This window comes from Streptomyces griseosporeus (assembly GCF_014656055.1).
Classification (GTDB): Bacteria; Actinomycetota; Actinomycetes; order Streptomycetales; family Streptomycetaceae; genus Streptomyces; species Streptomyces griseosporeus.
In genome coordinates, this window is sequence record NZ_BNBR01000002.1 from 823,982 (window position 1) to 843,089 (window position 19,108).

At 74.4% G+C, this 19,108-nt stretch carries 16 protein-coding genes; 8 read left to right on the top strand and 8 right to left on the bottom strand.

The window, feature by feature from the left end:
• Nucleotides 1-28 precede the first annotated feature (28 nt).
• Nucleotides 29-1,222: a glycosyltransferase gene (locus tag IE308_RS12725; RefSeq protein WP_190217967.1), complete on the top strand. Its 1,194-nt coding sequence runs from the start codon at nt 29-31 to the stop codon at nt 1,220-1,222.
• 3 nt (nt 1,223-1,225) lie between these two features.
• Here IE308_RS12725 and IE308_RS12730 read toward each other — a convergent pair whose 3' ends face one another.
• Complete coding sequence (locus IE308_RS12730; RefSeq protein WP_190218301.1) at nt 1,226-2,584, bottom strand: TerD family protein; 1,359 nt, start codon at nt 2,582-2,584, stop codon at nt 1,226-1,228.
• 238 nt (nt 2,585-2,822) lie between these two features.
• Between IE308_RS12730 and IE308_RS12735 the strand changes: the two genes are divergently transcribed.
• Together IE308_RS12735 and IE308_RS12740 are read left to right on the top strand one after the other, a co-directional pair.
• On the top strand, nt 2,823-3,254 hold the full coding sequence (locus tag IE308_RS12735; protein ID WP_110626485.1) for a DUF6643 family protein: 432 nt from the start codon (nt 2,823-2,825) through the stop codon (nt 3,252-3,254).
• A 43-nt stretch (nt 3,255-3,297) separates the two neighbouring features.
• On the top strand, nt 3,298-4,122 hold the full coding sequence (locus IE308_RS12740) for an MOSC domain-containing protein (protein ID WP_190217968.1): 825 nt from the start codon (nt 3,298-3,300) through the stop codon (nt 4,120-4,122).
• Here IE308_RS12740 and IE308_RS12745 read toward each other — a convergent pair.
• Nucleotides 4,119-4,892: a nucleotidyltransferase domain-containing protein gene (locus tag IE308_RS12745; protein WP_190217969.1), complete on the bottom strand. Its 774-nt coding sequence runs from the start codon at nt 4,890-4,892 to the stop codon at nt 4,119-4,121. The genes IE308_RS12740 and IE308_RS12745 overlap by 4 nt on opposite strands.
• A 307-nt stretch (nt 4,893-5,199) precedes the next feature.
• Between IE308_RS12745 and IE308_RS12750 the strand changes: the two genes are divergently transcribed.
• Together IE308_RS12750 and IE308_RS12755 are read left to right on the top strand one after the other, a co-directional pair.
• Complete coding sequence (locus IE308_RS12750) at nt 5,200-5,805, top strand: Rv1733c family protein (RefSeq protein WP_110636052.1); 606 nt, start codon at nt 5,200-5,202, stop codon at nt 5,803-5,805.
• A gap of 150 nt (nt 5,806-5,955) precedes the next feature.
• Complete coding sequence (locus IE308_RS12755; protein WP_190217970.1) at nt 5,956-8,391, top strand: right-handed parallel beta-helix repeat-containing protein; 2,436 nt, start codon at nt 5,956-5,958, stop codon at nt 8,389-8,391.
• Between the two features lie 21 nt (nt 8,392-8,412).
• On the opposite strand, the gene IE308_RS12760 is transcribed toward IE308_RS12755, so the two are convergent.
• Nucleotides 8,413-8,862: a nucleotidyltransferase domain-containing protein gene (locus tag IE308_RS12760; protein ID WP_190217971.1), complete on the bottom strand. Its 450-nt coding sequence runs from the start codon at nt 8,860-8,862 to the stop codon at nt 8,413-8,415.
• Between the two features lie 40 nt (nt 8,863-8,902).
• Entirely contained in the window at nt 8,903-11,203 is a 2,301-nt protein-coding gene (locus tag IE308_RS12765) for a hypothetical protein (RefSeq protein ID WP_190218302.1), read from the bottom strand.
• 435 nt (nt 11,204-11,638) lie between these two features.
• Between IE308_RS12765 and IE308_RS12770 the strand changes: the two genes are divergently transcribed.
• The gene (locus IE308_RS12770; protein WP_190217972.1) at nt 11,639-12,502 is read left to right on the top strand and encodes a DeoR/GlpR family DNA-binding transcription regulator; all 864 of its coding nucleotides are present in this window, start codon (nt 11,639-11,641) and stop codon (nt 12,500-12,502) included.
• Nucleotides 12,503-12,524: 22 nt separating this feature from the next.
• On the opposite strand, the gene cds1 is transcribed toward IE308_RS12770, so the two are convergent.
• Nucleotides 12,525-13,652, bottom strand: a complete 1,128-nt coding sequence (gene cds1 / locus IE308_RS12775) for an L-cysteine desulfhydrase Cds1 (RefSeq protein ID WP_110626491.1) — start codon at nt 13,650-13,652, stop codon at nt 12,525-12,527.
• A 414-nt stretch (nt 13,653-14,066) separates the two neighbouring features.
• On the opposite strand from cds1, the gene IE308_RS12780 reads away from it, so the two are divergent.
• The gene (locus tag IE308_RS12780; protein WP_190217973.1) at nt 14,067-14,390 is read left to right on the top strand and encodes a hypothetical protein; all 324 of its coding nucleotides are present in this window, start codon (nt 14,067-14,069) and stop codon (nt 14,388-14,390) included.
• Nucleotides 14,391-14,630: 240 nt separating this feature from the next.
• A complete protein-coding gene (locus IE308_RS12785) occupies nt 14,631-15,170 on the top strand; it encodes an ATP-binding protein (RefSeq protein WP_190217974.1) in 540 nt (179 codons plus the stop codon).
• 271 nt (nt 15,171-15,441) lie between these two features.
• Here the strand turns inward: IE308_RS12785 and IE308_RS12790 are convergent, their stop codons facing one another.
• The 3 genes from IE308_RS12790 to IE308_RS12800 are packed head-to-tail and all read right to left on the bottom strand — an operon-like array spanning nt 15,442 to nt 19,030.
• Nucleotides 15,442-18,003 (bottom strand): ABC transporter permease, encoded by a 2,562-nt coding sequence (locus IE308_RS12790; protein ID WP_190217975.1) that lies wholly within the window; start codon nt 18,001-18,003, stop codon nt 15,442-15,444.
• Nucleotides 18,000-18,749, bottom strand: a complete 750-nt coding sequence (locus tag IE308_RS12795) for an ABC transporter ATP-binding protein (RefSeq protein ID WP_190217976.1) — start codon at nt 18,747-18,749, stop codon at nt 18,000-18,002. Before IE308_RS12795 ends, IE308_RS12790 begins: the two co-directional genes overlap by 4 nt.
• The gene (locus tag IE308_RS12800; protein ID WP_190218303.1) at nt 18,746-19,030 is read right to left on the bottom strand and encodes an SHOCT domain-containing protein; all 285 of its coding nucleotides are present in this window, start codon (nt 19,028-19,030) and stop codon (nt 18,746-18,748) included. Before IE308_RS12800 ends, IE308_RS12795 begins: the two co-directional genes overlap by 4 nt.
• Nucleotides 19,031-19,108: the final 78 nt, after the last annotated feature.

Here is a 19,108-nt window from a genome sequence, read left to right on the forward strand (position 1 = left end):
AGACGATGCGCTCCGCACGGCCGCTCGGGTGGGGCAGACTGCGCGGGTGAGCGCCATCGTGTGGAGTGCTGTGGTGTCCCTCGCGGCCTGGCTGTGGCTGCTGCTCGCGCAGGGCATGTTCTGGCGGACCGACGTACGGCTGCCGCCCCGGCGGGATCCCGGTCGGTGGCCGTCCGTGTGCGTGGTCGTCCCGGCCCGTGACGAGGCGGCCGTCCTGCCGGAGAGCCTTCCCTCACTGCTCGCCCAGGACTATCCGGGGCGGGCGGCGGTCTTCCTCGTCGACGACGGCAGCACGGACGGCACCGGTGAGCTGGCGCGTGAGCTGGCGCGGCGGCACGGCGGGCTGCCGCTGACCGTCGGCTCGCCGGGCGAGCCGCCCGCGGGCTGGACGGGCAAGCTGTGGGCGGTGCGGCACGGGATCGCGCTGGCACGCGCGCGTGACCCCGAGTATCTGCTGCTGACCGACGCGGACATCGCGCACGCCCCGGACAGCCTGCGCCGGCTGGTGGCGGCGGCCCGCACCGGCGGGTTCGACGTGGTGTCGCAGATGGCGCGGCTGCGGGTGGAGAGCCTGTGGGAGCGGCTGGTGGTGCCCGCGTTCGTCTACTTCTTCGCACAGCTGTATCCGTTCCGCCGGATCGGCCGGAAGGGGTCGCGGACGGCGGCCGCCGCGGGCGGCTGCGTGCTGCTGCGCGCCGAGACCGCCGAGCGGGCCCGGATCCCGGACGCGATCCGGCACGCCGTGATCGACGACGTGGCGCTCGCCCGCGCGGTCAAGCGCGGCGGCGGCCACATCTGGCTGGGGCTGGCCGACGCGGTGGACAGCGTGCGCCCCTATCCACGGTTGCACGACCTGTGGCGGATGGTGTCCCGCAGCGCGTACGCCCAGCTGCGGCACAACCCGCTGCTCCTGCTGGGCACGGTGGCGGGGCTCGCGCTGGTCTACCTGGTGCCGCCCGTGGCCGTCGTCGCCGGCATGGCGGCGGGGAGTACGGCGGCCGTGGTGGCGGGCGGTGCGGCGTGGCTGGTCATGACGGGGACGTACGTGCCGATGCTCCGCTACTACCGGCAGCCGCTGTGGCTCGCTCCGCTCCTGCCGTTCACGGCGTCGCTGTACCTGCTGATGACGGTCGACTCCGCGGTGCAGCACTACCGGGGGCGCGGTGCCGCCTGGAAGGGCCGCACCTACGCGCGCCCGGAGTCGGTGCCCGACGAGGTCTGACCGCTACTTGCGGCCCGGCGTCCAGTTCATGCCCCACCCGTAGGCGTGGTCGACGGTGCGCTGCGGGCTCACCCCGCGCTCCGGGATCAGGTAGCGGGCTTCGCGCTGGACGACGAGGTCGCCGCCGGTGTTGGTGAGGAGCGCCAGGGCGCACACCGGCGAGGGGACGGTGCACTCGTCGAGGGAGAAGTCCACGGGCGCGCCGTACTGCGGCTGGAGCGTGACCGTGGCGTGCAGGTCGGCGAAGGAGCGGGCGCCCTCGTAGATGGTGACGAAGACGAGGATGCGCCGGAAGTCACGGATGTGGTCGAGGTTGACGGTGAGGTTCTCGCCCGTCGCGACGGCGCCGGTGCGGTCGTCGCCGTCGAGGTGGATGTACGGCGGCTGGTGCAGCGCCCCGTAGGCGTTGCCGAGGGCCTGTACGACTCCCTTGCGGCCGTCGGCGAGTTCGTACAGGGCGCACAGGTCCAGGTCGAGGTCGGAGTGCATGGCGACGGCCCGGCCGCGCTTGCTGCCCCAGCCGGAGAACTGCTTGCGGACCTGCCAGTTGAGGTTGACGCGCAGGGCGCCGGAGGTGCCGCCCTGCTTGGTGAGGGAGACCGAGGGGGACGCCTTGGTGAGCGTCACCTTGGTCAGGCGCACGGGCTGCGCGGGCGGGGGCGCGGGGGCGGCCGGGGGCGGCGGCGGAGCGCCGTACGGCGATTGCGGTGGCGCGGTGTACGACGGCTGCGGTGGGGCGGGGGGCGCCGGTTGCGGCGGTGCGGGGTACGCGGGCTGCGGAGGGGTCGTGGACGCCGGTGGCGCGGGGGCGGTGGGTGCCTGCTGCGGCGGTGCCGTGTGCTGCGGCTCGTCGACCGTGATGCCGAAGTCGGTGGCGAGGCCCTCCAGGCCGCTGTCGTAGCCCTGTCCGACGGCCCGGAACTTCCAGGCGCCCTGGCGGCGGTAGAACTCGCCGAGCACGAAGGCGGTCTCCACGCTCGCGCCGGTGCTGTCGAAGCGGGCGACGACGGTGTCCCGGGCCGCGTCACGGACCTCGATGTACAGGCCGGGCACCCGGCCGAACGTGCCGCCGTCGGCGGAGGCCGCCACGACGACCGTCTCGACCGTGCCCTCCACGCGCGCGAGGTCGACCAGCAGCGTGTCGGTCACCTGATCGCCCGCGGCGCGTTTGCCCTCGTGGCGCACGGCGCCGGAAGCGTGCCCGGGCTGGTTGTAGAAGACGAAGTCCGCGTCGGTGCGGACCTTTCCGCCGACCAGCAGCAGGGCCGAGGCGTCCACGTCGGGCACGCCCGGCCCCGGGCGCCAGCCCAGCTCGACGCGGAGTGCCGTGGCCGGCACCGGCGTGTTCGATCCCTTCGGCATTGACATGTGGGCCCCCATCACGCCTCACCGCGCCGGGCCGCTCCCGGCACTCGCTTCCGATGCCTACCCAACCGCCGGTAACGCCCTCGGAACTCGGCGTTTACCAGATCCGGGCCCGGCGTGGTGTCCCTTTTTCCCATGTTCGCTCTCATTGGGGAAGCCAGGTCACTCCGGGCACGGAAAACAACCCTCTTATCGGTCTCCCCAACCAGCACATCGTGGGCTTAACTTATGTGCCATGACCTCCCCCCGCTCCACTTATGGTGGCGGCTACTACTCCGCCTCCTTCCCGGACACCCCGATCTACGACTCGCTCGTGGCCGAGCGGGGCACCCCGCAGATCGCCCCGATCCGGGTCCCCGCGGCCTACGACACGCCGGGCGCAGGCCTGCCCGCGCTGCCCTCGGCCCTGCCCGCCCTTCCGGCGGCCCCGTCCCAGCCCGCCTACGGCTATCCGCACGCGCAGCAGCCCGCACCGCTGCAGCAGGCGCCCGCGGCGTACATCCCGCAGCAGGCGACCGCCCCGCGCGGCTACCCGGGCCCGTATCCGCAGCAGCCGCGTCCCGCCGCACCCGCCGCGGGCTACGAGGCGATGCGTCCCGCGGCCCCGCGTCCTGCCCCGGCTCCCTACCAGGATCCGTACAACAACCAGCAGTACCGCGGCTACTGATCCGCCGTCCCCGGCTGTCGGTGCCGGCTGGCACGATGGTCACATGGGGAATGCGGAGCTGCAGTCGATTCATGTCCATCCGGTCAAGGCGTTCCGGGCACTGTCCGTCCGGGAGGCCGTCGTGGAGCCCTGGGGGCTGGCCGGAGACCGACGCTGGGTGCTGATCGACGACGGGGGAAAGGTCGTCACGCAACGCCAGCAGCCGCGGCTCGCCCTGGCCGCCGCCGAGCCTCTGCCCGGCGGCGGCCTCCGCTTGTCCGCGCCCGGCCTGGACCCGCTGGAGGTCGCCGTCCCGGAGCCGGGGGACACGGTCACGGTGGACATCTTCGGCGACAAGGTGGAAGGCGTCCTCGCCGACACCGCCGCGCACACCTGGTGCGGCGCCTACCTCGGGACCGGGACCCGTCTGGTGCACATGGACGACCCCGCCACGCGCCGCCCGGTCGACCCGGACTACGCCCTGCCGGGCGAGACGGTCTCCTTCGCCGACGGCTTCCCCCTGCTCGTCACCACGACCGCTTCCCTCGACGCGCTCAACGCGCTCGTCGCGAAGGGCGATCACGCGCACGAGGGCCCGCTGCCGATGAACCGCTTCCGGCCCAACCTGGTGGTCGCGGGCACCGCGGCGTGGGCCGAGGACGACTGGACCCGCATCGCCGTCGGGGAGGTCGAGTTCCGCGTCGCCAAGGTGTGCGGCCGGTGCGTGGTGACCACCACCGACCAGCACAGCGCCACCCGCGGCAAGGAACCGCTGCACACCCTCGGCCGCCACCGCCGCATGAACGGGAGCCTGGTCTTCGGCCAGAACCTGGTGCCGCTCGGCCCCGGCACGATACGGGTGGGCGACCCGGTCAGGATCCTCGGCTAGGCCGTCGCGGCAGGGTGGTCGTACTCGGCCAGCGTCCGCTCGATCGCCGGTGCGAGAAAGGCGCGGGTCGCGTCGGCCCTGCGGGCCCGCCAGGCCGGGGAGGCCGGCGGCGGGGTGCCGTACCGGCGGCGGCGGATGTCGTCGACGACGTCGGCGGGGGCGCCCAGGCCGGTGAGGACGTCCAGGGCCTCGCCCTTGGTGATGAGCCGGCCCGTCGCCAGCGTGACGCGCGCCCGGGCGAGGGTGAGCAGTCCGAGGTAGACCCAGACGTCCTGGAGCCAGCGCGCCGGGTGGTCCACGGCGGGCCGCCAGTAGGTGCGCAGGTCCCGGCGGACGAAGCCGGCGAGGTCCGCGTCGCCGACCGGCGGCAGCAGGTCCGCCGGGGGCGGTCCGTGCAACACCCGGCCGAACACGTGCAGTTCGCGGCGGGTCACCAGGGTGACGGGGCGGTACTGGGTCTGCCGGTGCGCCCAGGTGAAGTGCGGCCGGTCGGGGTCCGCCCACTCGTCGGCGGCGACGTAGGTGCAGTGGAGGCCCTCCGCCAGGGGCAGCGTTTCGTCGAGCGCGGTGTGCGCCCGGGTCAGGAACTCCTCCTCGTCGGGCGGGCAGCGGCGGGCGACGACCGCGATCAGGTCCAGGTCGCTGCGGCCGGGCCGGTAGTCGCCCCCGGCGAGCGAGCCGTGCGCCCACACGGCGAGCAGCGACGGCAGGGGCCGGACGGCGTGCAGGAACCGGTCGAGGAGGTGCCGCGTCGCGTCGTCGTCGGTCATCGGGTCAGTCTGCCGCCGCCCACCGCCGCGCGACACCCCCGCCCGTCCCCTACGGCCCCCGCCCCCGCCCGGAGGGCCGCTGCCGGGCCCCCTGACGTCCCCTTCCGGCCTTCCCTCCGCATCCTTTCCGCCGTTCCGGAACCGGCGCCGCCGAGTGGGGAACCCTCCCGCGGGCGCCGCTCGTTGGGAGGGGTGTGGGCAGTTCGTGAGCGGTGCCGGCCAGGGGTGATTTCCCTCTCTCTTGACCGGACCCTCGCGTGAACGGCCGCACCCGGGGTTATCACGGAGCGGGAAGGGGGGTGTGACGGTGCGAGCGATCAGCGGCCTGTGGCGCTGGCGGCACAACCCGCTGCGCCGCGGTACCGACCTGGCCGAGGCCTGGGTCGCCCTCGCGGCCCTCGTGCTGCTCCTGGTGGCCGCGCCCCTGGCCGGTGTCCTCGTCGGCGGTCTCGCCCAGGACGCCCTCCAGCAGTCCGTCCGCGACCAGCACCACGACCGGCACGCGGTGACGGCCACCGTCGTGCGCGCGCTGGATCGTGCGGCGCTGGAGACGGACCCCGAGAGCATCACGGGCCGCGGCGCGCGCAGCCGCGTCGTCGCCGACTGGCGGGCCCCGGACGGCTCGTCCCACCACGGGCCGGTCCTGGCGAGCCTGAAGACCCCCCGCCCCGGCGACCACTTCACGCTGTGGACCGACACCCACGGTGGCATAGTGGCCCGCCCGCTGGACCCGGCGACGGCGACGACGCACGCCGTCCTCGCCGGCTTCGGCACCGCCATGCTGGCCGCGGGCCTCGTCGAGGGCGGCAGACGGCTGACCGTCTGGCGCATGGTCCGCCGCCGGTACGCGCGCTGGGACCAGGCCTGGGACCGGACCGGCCCGGACTGGGGCCGCACCGGCACCGGCAGCTGACGGCGTTCCGCCTCCGGTCAACCCCCGCCCCCCGCGCACGCTACGGTGGACCGGCCGACTCTTCGGCGACATCCCGCACATGAGGGAGCCGGTCAGGCGCCCGGGGGCGAACGAGCCATCAGGTACGACGAGGTGGGGGCACAGCAACGCATGGCACAGGGCACGGTCCAGGTGACGCACACCGGCACCTCGCGGTGGCGGCGCCGCACGGGTGAGTACACGTCGCTCGCCGCCGCCCTGGAGGCCGCGGCCGACGGTGACGTCCTCACCATCGCCCCCGGCACCTACCGGGAGAACCTCGTCCTCCAGCGGGCGGTCACGCTGCGCGGCCCGGAGGGCTCCCCCGGCAGCGTGCGCATCGCGCCCGCCGACGGGGTGCCGCTGACCGTGCGGGCCTCCGCGGTCGTGCAGGACCTGCATGTGGAGGGGCAGGACGCCGCCGCGCCCGCGCTGCTGGTGGAGGAGGGGACGCCGGAGCTGCGGGACATCCGTGTCGTGACCCGCTCGGCCGCCGGGATCGAGGTCCGCGGGGCCGCGCGGCCGACCGTGCGGCGGTGCACCGTGGACAACCCGGCCGGCGTCGGCATCGCCGTCCTGGACGGCGGGGGCGGGGTGTTCGAGGACTGCGAGGTGGTCGCGGCCGGGCAGTCCGGGGTCGCGGTGCGCGGCGGCGCCCACCCCCGGCTGGAGCGCTGCCGGGTGCACCACGCCTCCGGCGCGGGCCTGAGCGCGACGGGTGAGAACTCCGCGCTGGAGGCGGTGGGCTGCGAGGTGTACGAGGTCCGCGGCAGCGGGGTGCAGATCACCGGCCGGGCCACCGCCCACCTCACCGACTGCGATGTGCACCGCACCACCGCCGACGGCGTCACCCTCGACACCGACGCCGTGCTGACGCTCGCCGACTGCCGCATCCACGACATCCCGGAGAACGCGGTCGACCTGCGCTCCCGTTCGGTGCTCACGCTGACCCGGACGACGGTGCGTCAGTTCGGCCGCAACGGCCTGTCCGTGTGGGACCCGGGCACGCGCGTGGACGCCAACCAGTGCGAGATCTTCGACAGCACCGGCGACTACCCGGCCGTCTGGGTCAGCGACGGCGCGACCGCCGTGCTGGACTCCTGCCGGGTGCACGACGTGCCCGACGCGCTGTTCGTCCTGGACCGCGGCTCGCGCGCGGACGTCGTCGACAGCGACCTCTCCCAGGTCCGCAACACCGCCGTGTCGGTCAGCGACGGGGCCACCGCCCAGCTCGACGACTGCCGGATCCGGGACGCGGCGACCGGCGCCTGGTTCCGCGACCACGGCAGCGGCGGCACGCTGAACAACTGCACGCTGGACGGCACCCAGACCGGCGTGATCGTCACCAAGGGCGCCGACCCCACCGTCGAGCGGTGCACGGTCGACTCCCCCGCCGAGGCCGGGTTCTACGTCTCCGCGGGCGGCCGCGGCACCTTCGCCCACTGCCGGGTCACGGGCAGCGGCGGATACGGCTTCCATGTGATCGACGGCTGCCGTACGACGCTGCGCCGGTGCCGCACGGAGCGGTGCGCGCGCGGCGGGTACGAGTTCGCCGAGGGCGGCCCGGACGCGGCGCCGGGCACCGGCCCGGTCGTGGAGGAGTGCACCAGCGACGAGAGCGGCGGGCTGCGTGCCCCCGCGGTGCTGGAGACGGCCGTGCAGACGGTGAGCCCCGCGCCGGGGCTGCTCGCCTCGGTGCCCGAGCCCCGCCCCGAGGCGCAGCCGGCCGCCGCGCCGGAGGCGACCGGGACGCCGGCGCGGACCAGCAAGGACGTCCTGGCCGAACTCGACGCCCTGGTCGGGCTGGACAGCGTCAAGCGTGAGGTGCGGGCGCTCACCGACATGATCGAGGTGGGGCGGCGCCGACAGCGGGCCGGGCTGAAGGCGGCCTCGGTCAAGCGGCACCTGGTCTTCACCGGCTCCCCCGGCACCGGCAAGACCACCGTCGCCCGCCTCTACGGCGAGATCCTCGCCTCCCTCGGCGTGCTGGAGAAGGGTCATCTCGTCGAGGTGTCGCGGGTGGACCTCGTCGGCGAGCACATCGGCTCGACCGCCATCCGCACCCAGGAGGCGTTCGAACGGGCCCGCGGCGGCGTGCTGTTCATCGACGAGGCGTACGCGCTGTCGCCGGAGGACGCGGGCCGCGACTTCGGCAAGGAGGCCATCGACACGCTGGTGAAGCTGATGGAGGACCACCGGGACGCGGTCGTGGTGATCGTCGCCGGGTACACGGCGGAGATGGAGCGGTTCCTGTCCGTCAACCCGGGCGTAGCCTCCCGCTTCTCACGGACCATCACCTTCTCCGACTACGGCCCCGAGGAGCTGCTGCGGATCGTGGAGCAGCAGGCCGAGGAGCACGAGTACCGGCTGGCGCCGGGCACGGGCGAGGCGCTGCTGAAGTACTTCACGGCGATCCCGAAGGGCGCCGCGTTCGGCAACGGCCGTACGGCGCGGCAGACGTTCGAGGCGATGGTGGAGCGGCACGCGGGCCGGGTGGCGCAGGTCCCGGAGCCGAGCACCGACGATCTGACGCTGCTGTACCCGGAGGACCTACCGGAGCTGCCCTGACCCGTCGGCTGCCCTGCCCCGTCAGCTCTCGCAGGCCCGCAGCAGGGCGGCGAGCAGCCCGGAGGGGTCGTACAGGGCCCGGGAGCCGTCGGTGACGACCCGCCGGGTGCCGGGGTCGACGGGGCCGGTGCGCGCCCAGTCCGGGTGGGCGACGCCGATCTCCACCTCCAGGCCGTCTTCGGCGAGGTGACGGTACTCGGTGACGGGCCCCCACTGCCCGGTGCGGATCCGGGCGCCGAGGCCGAGTCCGGCCACCCAGGCGCCGTCCGCGTAGGCCTCCGGGGCGGAGGTGAGCAGGACCAGGTCGACGTCCGAGTCGGGGCGGGCCGCGCCGCGCGCCCAGGAGCCGGCCAGCAGCAGGCCGGTGACGTCGGCGCGGGCGGCGGCCCAGCGGGTGGCGCGGTCGAGCAGCTCGGCGACCTGGGCGTGGCGCTCCCCCGAGGGCGTCGGCTCGTGGGCGGCCCTGGTCATGCGTACTCCTCGGATGCCGCGGGAACGTGCCGGGAGAGTCTCACACCTCCCCCGCCGCCGGCATCTCCCCCGTCCTCGACATGCGTTCCCCGGCGGGCCGCGGTGTCGGCACGCCCGGCTGCAGGCGGCCCAGCAGCGCCCGGCGTTCCTCCGCGAAGGCGGGGTCGGCCTGGTAGTCGGAGTGGCCGAGGATCGGCGCGGGCAGCGGGTGCCGTTCGGTGCGGCCGTAGGCCAGGGGGTCCAGCAGGGCCTCACGGTCGACGCCGGGGGCGTCCTCGCCGGTCACCCGGACCGGGCCGCCGATGGGGTCGGTCGCCCGGTACAGGTTGCGCCAGCAGTCGACCTCGTCGTGCAGGGAGGCCAGCGCGGCCGGCCCGAAGTGGGCCGGGAACCAGCGGCCGTAGAGCCGCTCCAGCGGGGAGCCGTACGTCAGCAGCGCCACCCGCCTGCGGTCGGCCGCGCTCAGCTGCCAGGCCGCGGCCGCCGCGAGCACGCTGCCCTGGGAGTGCCCGGAGATCACCAGACGCCCGCCGGTGGCGCGGGTCCAGGTGGCCATGCGCCACGTCAGGTCCGGCACGGCCCGCTCGGCGTAGCAGGGCGGGGCGAACGGGTGGGCGGCGCGCGGCCAGAAGGTGCCGACGTCCCAGAGGATGCCGATGGTGCGGCGCGCCGAGGGGTCCTTGTAGGCGCGCCGCCCCCAGGTGACGAACAGCAGGAAGCCCAGGCCGATCAGCCAGGACCCGAGGGCCTGCGCGGTCTGCGCCGCCCCGTGCACGAAGGGCGGCGCGCCGGCGGCGGCCCCGCTCGGCGTCTTCCCGGAGGCCAGGGCGCCCACCAGGGCGGCGGCGCCCAGCAACAGGGTGGTGAGGGAGGTGACCGCCACGACCAGGGGTGCGCGGTCGGTGAGTGTGGCCATGGCGCGTGCGGTGGCGATACGGCGGGTGCGCGCCGCGTCCTTCGGCTCGTCCGGGTAGGCGCGCTCGACCGCGGCCACCTCGGCGCGCCGCAACTGCCAGGCCTGCCGGGCGAGCCGCCCGCACAACGCGAGCAGGACCAGCAGCACCGCCGGGATGACGGAGGCCTGCCAGGTCAGCAGCGCGGGCGGCCCGTCGAGGGTGGCGCGGGTGCCGTCCAGCCAGTCCGCGACCCGCTGCGCGACCCCGCCGGACATCACACCGCCCAGGGCGCAGGCCAGCATGGCGACGGCCGGGCCGCCCAGGCCGCGCATGGCGGCGCGGGTGTCGGGCCCGGTCCGGTGCAGCAGGTGCGCGACACCTGCCAGGGCGACCACCAGCAGGCCCTGGACCAGGGCGAGGCCGCCGAAGGTGGCGTCGCCGGGCAGCCGGCCGGCCGACTGCCAGCCCGGGCGGTCCCAGCCCGCGTACACCGCGGTCAGGACGAGGAGCGCGAGCGCGCCCAGCGGCAGCCCGCGCACCAGGCCGGCGTCCAGCTCCCGGTCCGGGCGGCGCTCGCTGCGGCCCCGGCGGCACACCACCCACACCACCGCGATCCCGCCGGCCACCAGCGCTCCCTCCAGCAGCCGGCCGAGGACGTCGAGCGGCACCGGGCCGCCCGGGCGGCGGTCGAACCGCGCCGCCGAGATGCCCACCGCGGCGGCGACCGTGAGCAGCCCGGCCGCGGTGTGCGCGGCGCGCAGCCGGGCCACCAGGCGCCGCCCGTACCAGAAGCCGGGCCGGCCCAGCGCGTTCGGCGACGTGACCTCGTCCGGCTCGACCGGGCCGGTGAGCGGCAGCTGCGACTCGTACGCCCGCCAGGTGCGGTGGGAGAGGTACCAGAGCAGACCGGTGAGCGCGGCGGGCACCACGGCGGCGAGGGCGAGGCGGCGGCCGGGCAGGCTCCACCAGCCGGGGTGCGGCGCGGCCGGCGACAGGAAGCCGAGCCAGGTGTGGCGGCGGGTGCACGCGCGCGTGCCCGCGCACTGCCAGGCCACGAGGTCCAGCGCGACCTCGCAGGCGGCGGCCACCAGCAGCACGGTCAGGGTGAGCCCGGTGAGCCGCACCAGCAGTCCGTACAGGCGTACGGCCCGGGTACGGCCGTGGGCGGACGGGCGCATCCAGTGGGCGAGGTTGACCACCATGAACGGCAGCAGCACCAGCCACAGGGCGCGGGTGCCGTTGCCTGAGGTGAGGTTGCACCACACGTACGCCTCGCGCACCGGCCGGCCGCGGTGGTCGCCCGGGCGGGTCTCGGCGTCGACGTCGTCGGCGCGCCGGAAGACGGCCGCGGTGTCGTCGCCGGTGATCCGTTCCGTGCGCGGATCGTCGAGCATCCTCTCGGGGGTGGCGCCGCCGACCCCGTGGACCAGGAGTTCCAGGGCCATCTCCGGTCGCCCCGTGCCGCCGGCGCCGTCGGCCGGCCGGTCCTTCGCCGCACGTTCCACTGTTCGCACCTCCCCCGTGACGCGCCGTCGGCCTGTCTCCGTGCGGGCACAAGGATGTCCACCGCGGACCCGTCGTACACCTCTCGTCACGGAATCTCCCCTTTCCGTGCGAGGCGAGGCGAACGGATCGCGCCGTGTGGCATGTGCGCGTCGGGGCAGGGGGTGCCGCGTCGCGCGTCGTGGCGTGCAAGGATGGGACGTCCGTGCCCCGGGGACGCGCGAAGGTGCTCGTCACAGCGGGTGCGCCGGGTGTGTCGGAAAAGCGCCGGACGTGCGCCGGACGCGTGGCCGGCACGGTCGGGACGTGGTCCGGGCGTGGACCGGTGCGTGGCGGGCGGCTGTGAGACGGCTTGAGGCGAAAGGACCGGAGCGTACGTGAGCGAGAATCAGAACCTCCTCGCGGAGCAGCGACGCGCCCTCATCGTGGACGAGGTCAGGCGGCGGGGCGGGGTCCGCGTCAACGAGCTGACCCGCAAGCTCGGCGTGTCGGACATGACGGTCCGCCGCGACCTGGACGCGCTCGCCCGGCAGGGCGTCCTGGAGAAGGTGCACGGCGGCGCGGTACCGGTCGTCGAGGCGAGCACGCACGAGCCGGGCTTCGAGGCGAAGTCGGGGCTGGAACTGACCGCCAAGGAGGACATCGCGCGAGCCGCGGCGGAGCTCGTCGCACCGGGCAGCGCGATCGCCCTGTCGGGCGGTACGACGACCTACGCGCTGGCGCAGCACCTGCTGGACGTGCCCGACCTGACGGTGGTCACCAACTCCGTGCGGGTCGCGGACGTCTTCCACGCCGCGCAGCGCACCTCCGGGCAGCGGCAGGGCGCGGCCACGGTGGTGCTCACCGGCGGGGTCCGCACGCCCTCCGACTCGCTGGTGGGCCCGGTGGCCGACCAGGCGATCGCCTCACTCCACTTCGACCTGCTGTTCCTCGGCGTGCACGGGATATCGCTGGAGGCGGGGCTGTCCACGCCGAACCTCGCGGAGGCCGAGACCAACCGGCGGTTGGTGCAGTCGGCGCGGCGTGTCGTCGTGGTCGCCGACCACACCAAGTGGGGCACCGTCGGCCTGAGTTCGTTCGCCAAGCTGGACCAGGTCGACACCTGGGTGACCGACACCGGACTGCCCGAGGAGGCCCGCGCGGAGGTCTCCGATCACGTACGGCAGCTCGTGGTGGCGGGCGAACCCGAGGCCGCGGACAGGGACGCGGACGAGGCCCCGGACGACGACGCGGAGAGCTGACGGGGCGTCGGCCGCCGGTCGTTCAGTCCTCCGGCCAGACGCCCGTCGCCAGCAGCGTCTCGATCGCCGCGCTGTACGGGGCGATGTCCAGGCCCTGCTGCGCGAGCCAGGCGTCCGAGTAGTACTTGTCCAGGTAGCGGTCGCCCGGGTCGCACAGCAGGGTGACCACACTGCCCTGACGGCCCTCGGCGACCATCTCCGCGACGATCTTCAGGGCGCTCCACAGCCCCGTGCCCGTCGAACCGCCCGCCTTCCGCCCGATCGCCTGCTCCAGCGCGCGGACCGCGGCGACGGACGCCGCGTCGGGCACCTTCATCATCCGGTCGATCGCGCCCGGCACGAAACTCGGCTCCATCCGCGGCCGGCCGATGCCCTCGATCCGCGACCCGCAGTCGCACGTCACGTCCGCGTCGCCGGTCGTCCACCCCTCGAAGAAACACGAGTTCTCCGGGTCGGCGACACAGATCCGCGTGTCGTGCTGCATGTAGTGCACATACCGCGCGATGGTCGCCGAGGTGCCGCCGGTCCCGGCCGTCGCGACGATCCACGCCGGCTCCGGATAGCGCTCCAACTCCAGCTGGCGGAAGATCGATTCGGCGATGTTGTTGTTGCCGCGCCAGTCGGTGGCCCGCTCCGCGTACGTGAACTGGTCCATGTAGTGGCCGCCGGTCTCCGCCGCGAGACGGGCCGACTCCGCGTACATCCCGCGCGGGTCGTCCACGAAGTGACAGCGCCCGCCGTGGAACTCGATCAGCCGGATCTTCTCCGCGCTCGTCGTGCGCGGCATCACCGCCACGAACGGCACACCGATCAGCTTCGCGAAATACGCCTCCGACACGGCCGTCGAACCGCTCGACGCCTCGATCACCGGCCGGTCCGGACGGATCCAGCCGTTGCACAGGCCGTACAGGAACAGCGAGCGGGCCAGGCGGTGCTTGAGGCTGCCGGTGGGATGCGTCGACTCGTCCTTCAGGTACAGGTCGATGCCCCAGTGCTCCGGCAGCGGGAACCGCAGCAGGTGCGTGTCCGCCGACCGGTTGGCGTCCGCCTGCACCTTGCGGACGGCGTCTTTCAGCCAGTCCCGGTAGGCGGCGTCACTGCGGTCGACATCCAGGGTCTCGCCGGTCCGGGGCTGCTGGGTGATGCTCACGGCGGTGCTCCTCACGCTTCACGCCGACGGCGCGTCGCGCGCCCGACACACCGATGATAGGCACCTTTCGCACGCTTCTCACCTGCATAAACGCAACTTTGAGCGCCCCCAAGGAAGCCCTGGGTCAACTCCTCGGCGAACCCCCGGACCGGCCCTCGGACCCGCCCGCGGGCCGGCCTCGACGACGCGCGGGCGGACCCCGGTCAAGGCGCGGGGGCCCAGGGGGGCGCATTCGGGCGAATGCCTCCGCGACGGCAGCCCCGCACCCCACGCGCACTGGTGCTCCACGCCGTCCCCCGGCAGACTGCACCGCAACGGGGGGCACACGGGATCACAAGACCCGACGGGACGCCGTCCGGGCGACAGCACCGGCCGGCACACCCGCAACCCACGCGCACAAGGGGGCAGGGCGGCATGGCGGAGCCGGAGTTCACGGCCACGGGCGTGCAGATCGGCAAACGACTGCGCTCACTCACCCGGGCCGGACAGGTCCGCATCAGCGGCGGCAGGCTGGAGTTGCTCACCAGCTACGGCAGCGAGATCGACAGCGCACCCGTCCAGGCGGTCCGCGCCTCACGGCCCTGGTTCGCGCCCGACGACCGGGCGTTGGCCGACCTCAACGGCAAGCGGTACCTGCTGACCCTGGGCGAGCACGACCCCGCCCCCGGGCAGCCCGGGCCGCCCGCCGCCCGCCGGTTCATCGAAGCCGTACGCAAAGCGGCGGGACGCGGCGGCTGAACAGGCGCGCCGGGCCCGGCACACGACCCTGACGGGCAAGCGGGTCACCGCGAGTTGCGGGACCCACTGCGCTGGGTCACGCTGGTGTCACGTCACTGAGGGTTTACCGGCGATAACGCTGCGAACCAGCCCGCCGGCCACGACAGCAGGCGGCAGTTCCACGCAGGCGTCCTGCTGACGATCCGTTGTTCGTGTTCTTCCGGACGTCCATCTCGGACCTCACGTCGGGGAGTCGCAGCCGTGATCAGTAACCCACGCAGGCACTGCACAGTGGAGCTGCAAGCTCTGCCGTCGCGGATCGGCCAGGTCCGCAGAATCGTATCGGCGCAGTTGCGCTACTGGCACATGGATCCCCTGATAGAGCGCGCCACGCTCGGTGTGACAGAGCTGCTCAGCAACGTCCACCGGCACGCCAGACCCGACAAGACGTGCACCGTCGAGATGGAACTCCTGCTCGACCGGCTCACCGTCTCGGTGCGCGACCACGACCCGCGCCTCCCCGTCGTGGAGGACGCCGACCCCCTCGCCACCTGCGGACGCGGCCTCGCCATGGTCGCCGCCGTCAGCGAGAGCTGGGGCGTACGACCGGACGGCGACCAGGGCAAGGTCGTCTGGTTCACCCTGCCCACCGCGACCGCCACCGCCACCCGGCCCGCCACCGTGCCCCGGCTCACCACGGGCGAGCCCGCACACCGGCTGGTGGAGGTCGGCGCCGTCAGCCATCCGGCCGACGACCTCACCCCCGCGCATGCTCCCGCCCGGTCCGCCGTTGTCGGCTGACCGGGCGGTGATGATTGGTGCAGTGACCGCTGCCTGGATGGGTCGGTCGCCTCCAGGGCGCTCTCAGCCGGTGGTGAGAGGCCGACCGTGCTCGACCCTTCGGGCCTCCGCGCGGTCGGCCTCTCACCACCGGCGCGCCCCTCCGGCTCCCTCCGGCCGGTGGCCTCGGGACACCTGCCGTCGGTGGGCCCTTGCCCGGCATCACCCTGTGCAGCGGGCGTCGGCTGCAATGGGAATCTTGTGGGCGCCGGCCATATACGGCGCGAGCCCCCTACTCCGTCGCTATCGCCCTCAGTACGTCCATCCGCGCCGCCCTGCGCGCCGGCCTCAGCCCCGCCAGGGCTCCCGCCGTCAGGCCCACCAGGGCCACCACCGCCAGCCGCGCGGGCGGCAGGGCGAAGGCGAACGCGCTGTCGGAGGCGCCGTCGGAGGCCTTGACCAGGACCCAGCCGAGGAAGGCGCCTAGGCCCAGGCCACCGGCCGTGCCGAACGCGGCGACCAGGACGGACTCCCAGCGGACCATCGCGCGGAGCTGGGCGCGGGTCTGGCCGACGGCCCGCAGCAGGCCCAGTTCGCGGGTGCGTTCGTGGACCGCCAGGGTGAGCGTGTTGGCGATGCCCAGCAGGGCGATGACCACCGCGAGCGCGAGCAGGGCGTAGACCAGGGTCAGCATCATGTCGATGCCGCCCGCCGAGGACTGCGCGTACTCGGAGCGGGTCTGTACGTCGGGGTTGCCGTAGTGGGCCGCGACCTTTTCCACCGCTGCCCTGCCGTCGGCCGTGCTCACTCCGTCCCTGAACGTCACGGCGACGAGGGTGTCGGCGTCCTGGGTGCGGTGCGGGGCCCACGCGGCCCGGGTGATGACGTAGTCGCCCGCCAGTTCGGACTGGTCGTAGAGGGCGCGGACCGTGAAGGGCTTCGTGCTGCCGTCCGTGAAGGTCAGGCGGGTGGTCGCGCCCAGGGTCAGGTCCTGCCGGTCCGCTTCCTTGCGGGTGATCGCGATGCCGTCGGTGCCGAGGGTGCGCAGGTCGCCCTGGACGTCGCCCAGGTCGAAGGTGCGGGCCAGGGCCGCCGGGTCGGTGACGGTCAGTGCCCTTCCGCGGCCGTCCACTTCCGCCACTCCGCGGCCCAGGCCGACGGCGGTCTCCACGTCGGGGAGCCGTTGGACCGCCGGGGCCAGTGCCGGGCTCAGGCCGCTGCCGCCCGCGCCGAAGGACGGGGTGCTGACGGCGACGTCGCCCGCGAAGGACCGGGAGACCGTCTGGTCCATGGTCGCCTTCAGGGAGGCGCCGAAGACCGTGAACAGGGACACCACGGCCACGCCGATCATCAGGGCGCTCGCGGTGGCTGCCGTCCGCTTCGGGCTGCGCAGCGCGTTGCGGCGGGCGAGGCCGCCGGTGACGCCGCGCAGGCGGTCCAGTGGGGCACCGAGGAGCCGTACCGCCGTGGTGGACGCGACCGGGCCGAGGACCACGAACGCCGCCAGGGCCAGGGCCGCGCCGCAGCCGGCCAGCCAGAGCGAGGGGGACAGCAGGACGCCCGTCAGGGTCAGGGACACCGCGAGGGCCAGCAGGCCCGCGCCGGTGACGGCACGGGTACGGGAGGCGCCGGAGGTGTCGACGGACGTCTCGCGCAGTGCGGCCAGCGGGGCGGTACGGCCGGCGCGTACGGCGGGCATCAGGGCCGAGGCCACGCACACCACGATGCCCACCGCGAGCGGGAGCAGCAGGGACAGGGCGCCGATCACCAGGTTTCCGTCGGGGAAGGGGAAGCCGATCGCGGGGAACAGGGCCTGCAGGCCCGCCGCGATGCCGATGCCGCCCGCGAGGCCCGCGGCGGACGCGGTGACCGCCACGACGGTCGCCTCCGCGAGGGTCGACGCGGCGACCTGGCGGCGGGCAGCGCCGAGGGCGCGCAGCAGGGCGTTCTCGCGGGTGCGCTGGGCGACGACGATGGCGAAGGTGTTGTGGATCGAGAAGGTGGCCACGAGGAGGGCCACGCCGGAGAAGACCAGGAGGAGGGCGGTGAAGACGGAGAGGAACCGGGCGGAGATCGCGTCCGTGTTCTCCTGCGCCGACTCCTGACCGGTGATCGCCTCCACGCCCTTCGGGAGCACGGGGGTGAGCCGGTCGACCAGGTCCCGCTGGCTCACGCCCGGGGCGGCCCGTACCTGGATGCTCGCCGCCTGGCCGGGGCGGGCGGTGAGGTACTTCTCGGCGTCGGACCGGGTCATGCCGGTGAACGTCACCTGGGCCATGCCGTCCTCGCCGCCGAACGTGGCCAGGCCCACGATCGTGACGCGGACCGGGTCGGGGGTGCGCAGGGTCGTCGTGTCGCCGAGGTGGAGGCCGCCCTTCTCGGCCGCGCCCCGGTTGACCACGACCTCGCCGGAGGCGCGCGGGGCGCGGCCCTCGGCCAGGCGGTAGGGGTTCAGTTCGGGGTCGGTGATCCAGTTGCCGGCGAGGGTGGGCGGGCCCTGGCCGCCGATCGGCTTGCCGTTCGCGCCGACGAGCTGGCCGGCGCCCTGGATGTTGGGGGCGGCCGCCGCCACGCCGGGCACGGCTTCCAGCTTCCGTACCAGCGCGGTGTCCACCGGCTGCCGTACGCCCTGCGCCTCACCTGGCGTGGTGATGGCGTCGGCGCTGCGGACGACGGCGTCCGTGCCGCTGGTCGCGTTGCCGAACAGGGAGTCGAAGCTCGCGCGCAGGGTGTCGCCCATGACGAGCGTGCCGGCGAGGAAGGCCACGCCGAGGAAGACGGCGAGGAAGGTGCCGGCGAAACGGCGCCGGTGGGCGCGCAGGGACGCCAGGCTCAGGCGGACGGAGGCGTTCATGAGGGCACCTCCAGGGCTTTCATGCGGTCGAGGATCCGCTCGGGCGTCGGGGACTCCATCCGGTCGACCAGGCGTCCGTCGGCGAGGAAGACGACCTCGTCGGCGTGGGCCGCGGCCACCGGGTCGTGGGTGACCATGACGACCGTGCGGGCGGTGTGCCGGACGGTCCGGCCGAGCAGGCCGAGGACCTCCTCGCCGGAGCGGGAGTCGAGGTTGCCGGTCGGCTCGTCGGCGAAGACGACGTCCGGGCGTCCGGCGAACGCCCTGGCCACGGCGACGCGTTGCTGCTGGCCGCCGGAGAGTTCGGCGGGCCGGTGGTGCAGGCGGTCGCGCAGGCCGACGACGTCGATGAGGGCGTCGATCCACTCCTGGTCGCCGCGGGTGCCCGCGAGGTCGAGGGGCAGGGTGATGTTCTCGGCGACGGTGAGGGTCGGCACCAGGTTGAAGGCCTGGAAGACGAAGCCGACGCGGTCGCGCCGCAGCAGGGTGAGGCGCCGGTCGTCGAGGCTGCTCAGGTCGGTGCCGCCGATCCAGGCGGAGCCGGAGGTGAGGGTGTCGAGGCCGGCCGCGCAGTGCATGAGCGTGGACTTGCCGGAGCCCGACGGGCCCATGATCGCGGTGAAGCGGCCGGCCGGGAAGTCGACGCACACCCCGTCCAGGGCCCGTACGGCGGTGTCGCCGGCGCCGTACACCTTCACGGCGTCGACGACCCGCGCGGCGGTCCGTGCGGCGGTCATGGTGGTCATGCCGCACCGCCCTTGCCCGTGCGGCCGAACTGCTCGTCCAGGACGGACAGCCGGCGCCAGTACTCGTCCTCGTCGATGTCGCCGGCCGCGAAGCGGCGGCCGAGCAGCGTGATCGGCGAGTCGTCGGGTGCCGGGGGCCGTCCGGGGCCGCCGCCGCGGCGCCCGCGCCAGGCCGTGCGGCGCAGGAGCGTGACGGCGCCGGCCACGACGGCCGCCCAGATCAGCGGGAGGAACAGGATCCACGGGCCGGGTCCGCCGTCCCAGTGCGCGAGGGTCTGCATCTCGGTCATCTCCCTGACAGGTCGTTTCCGGTGGTGCTTCGAGACTCGCGTCGTGAGGGTGGTCGTGTCGTCGTACGG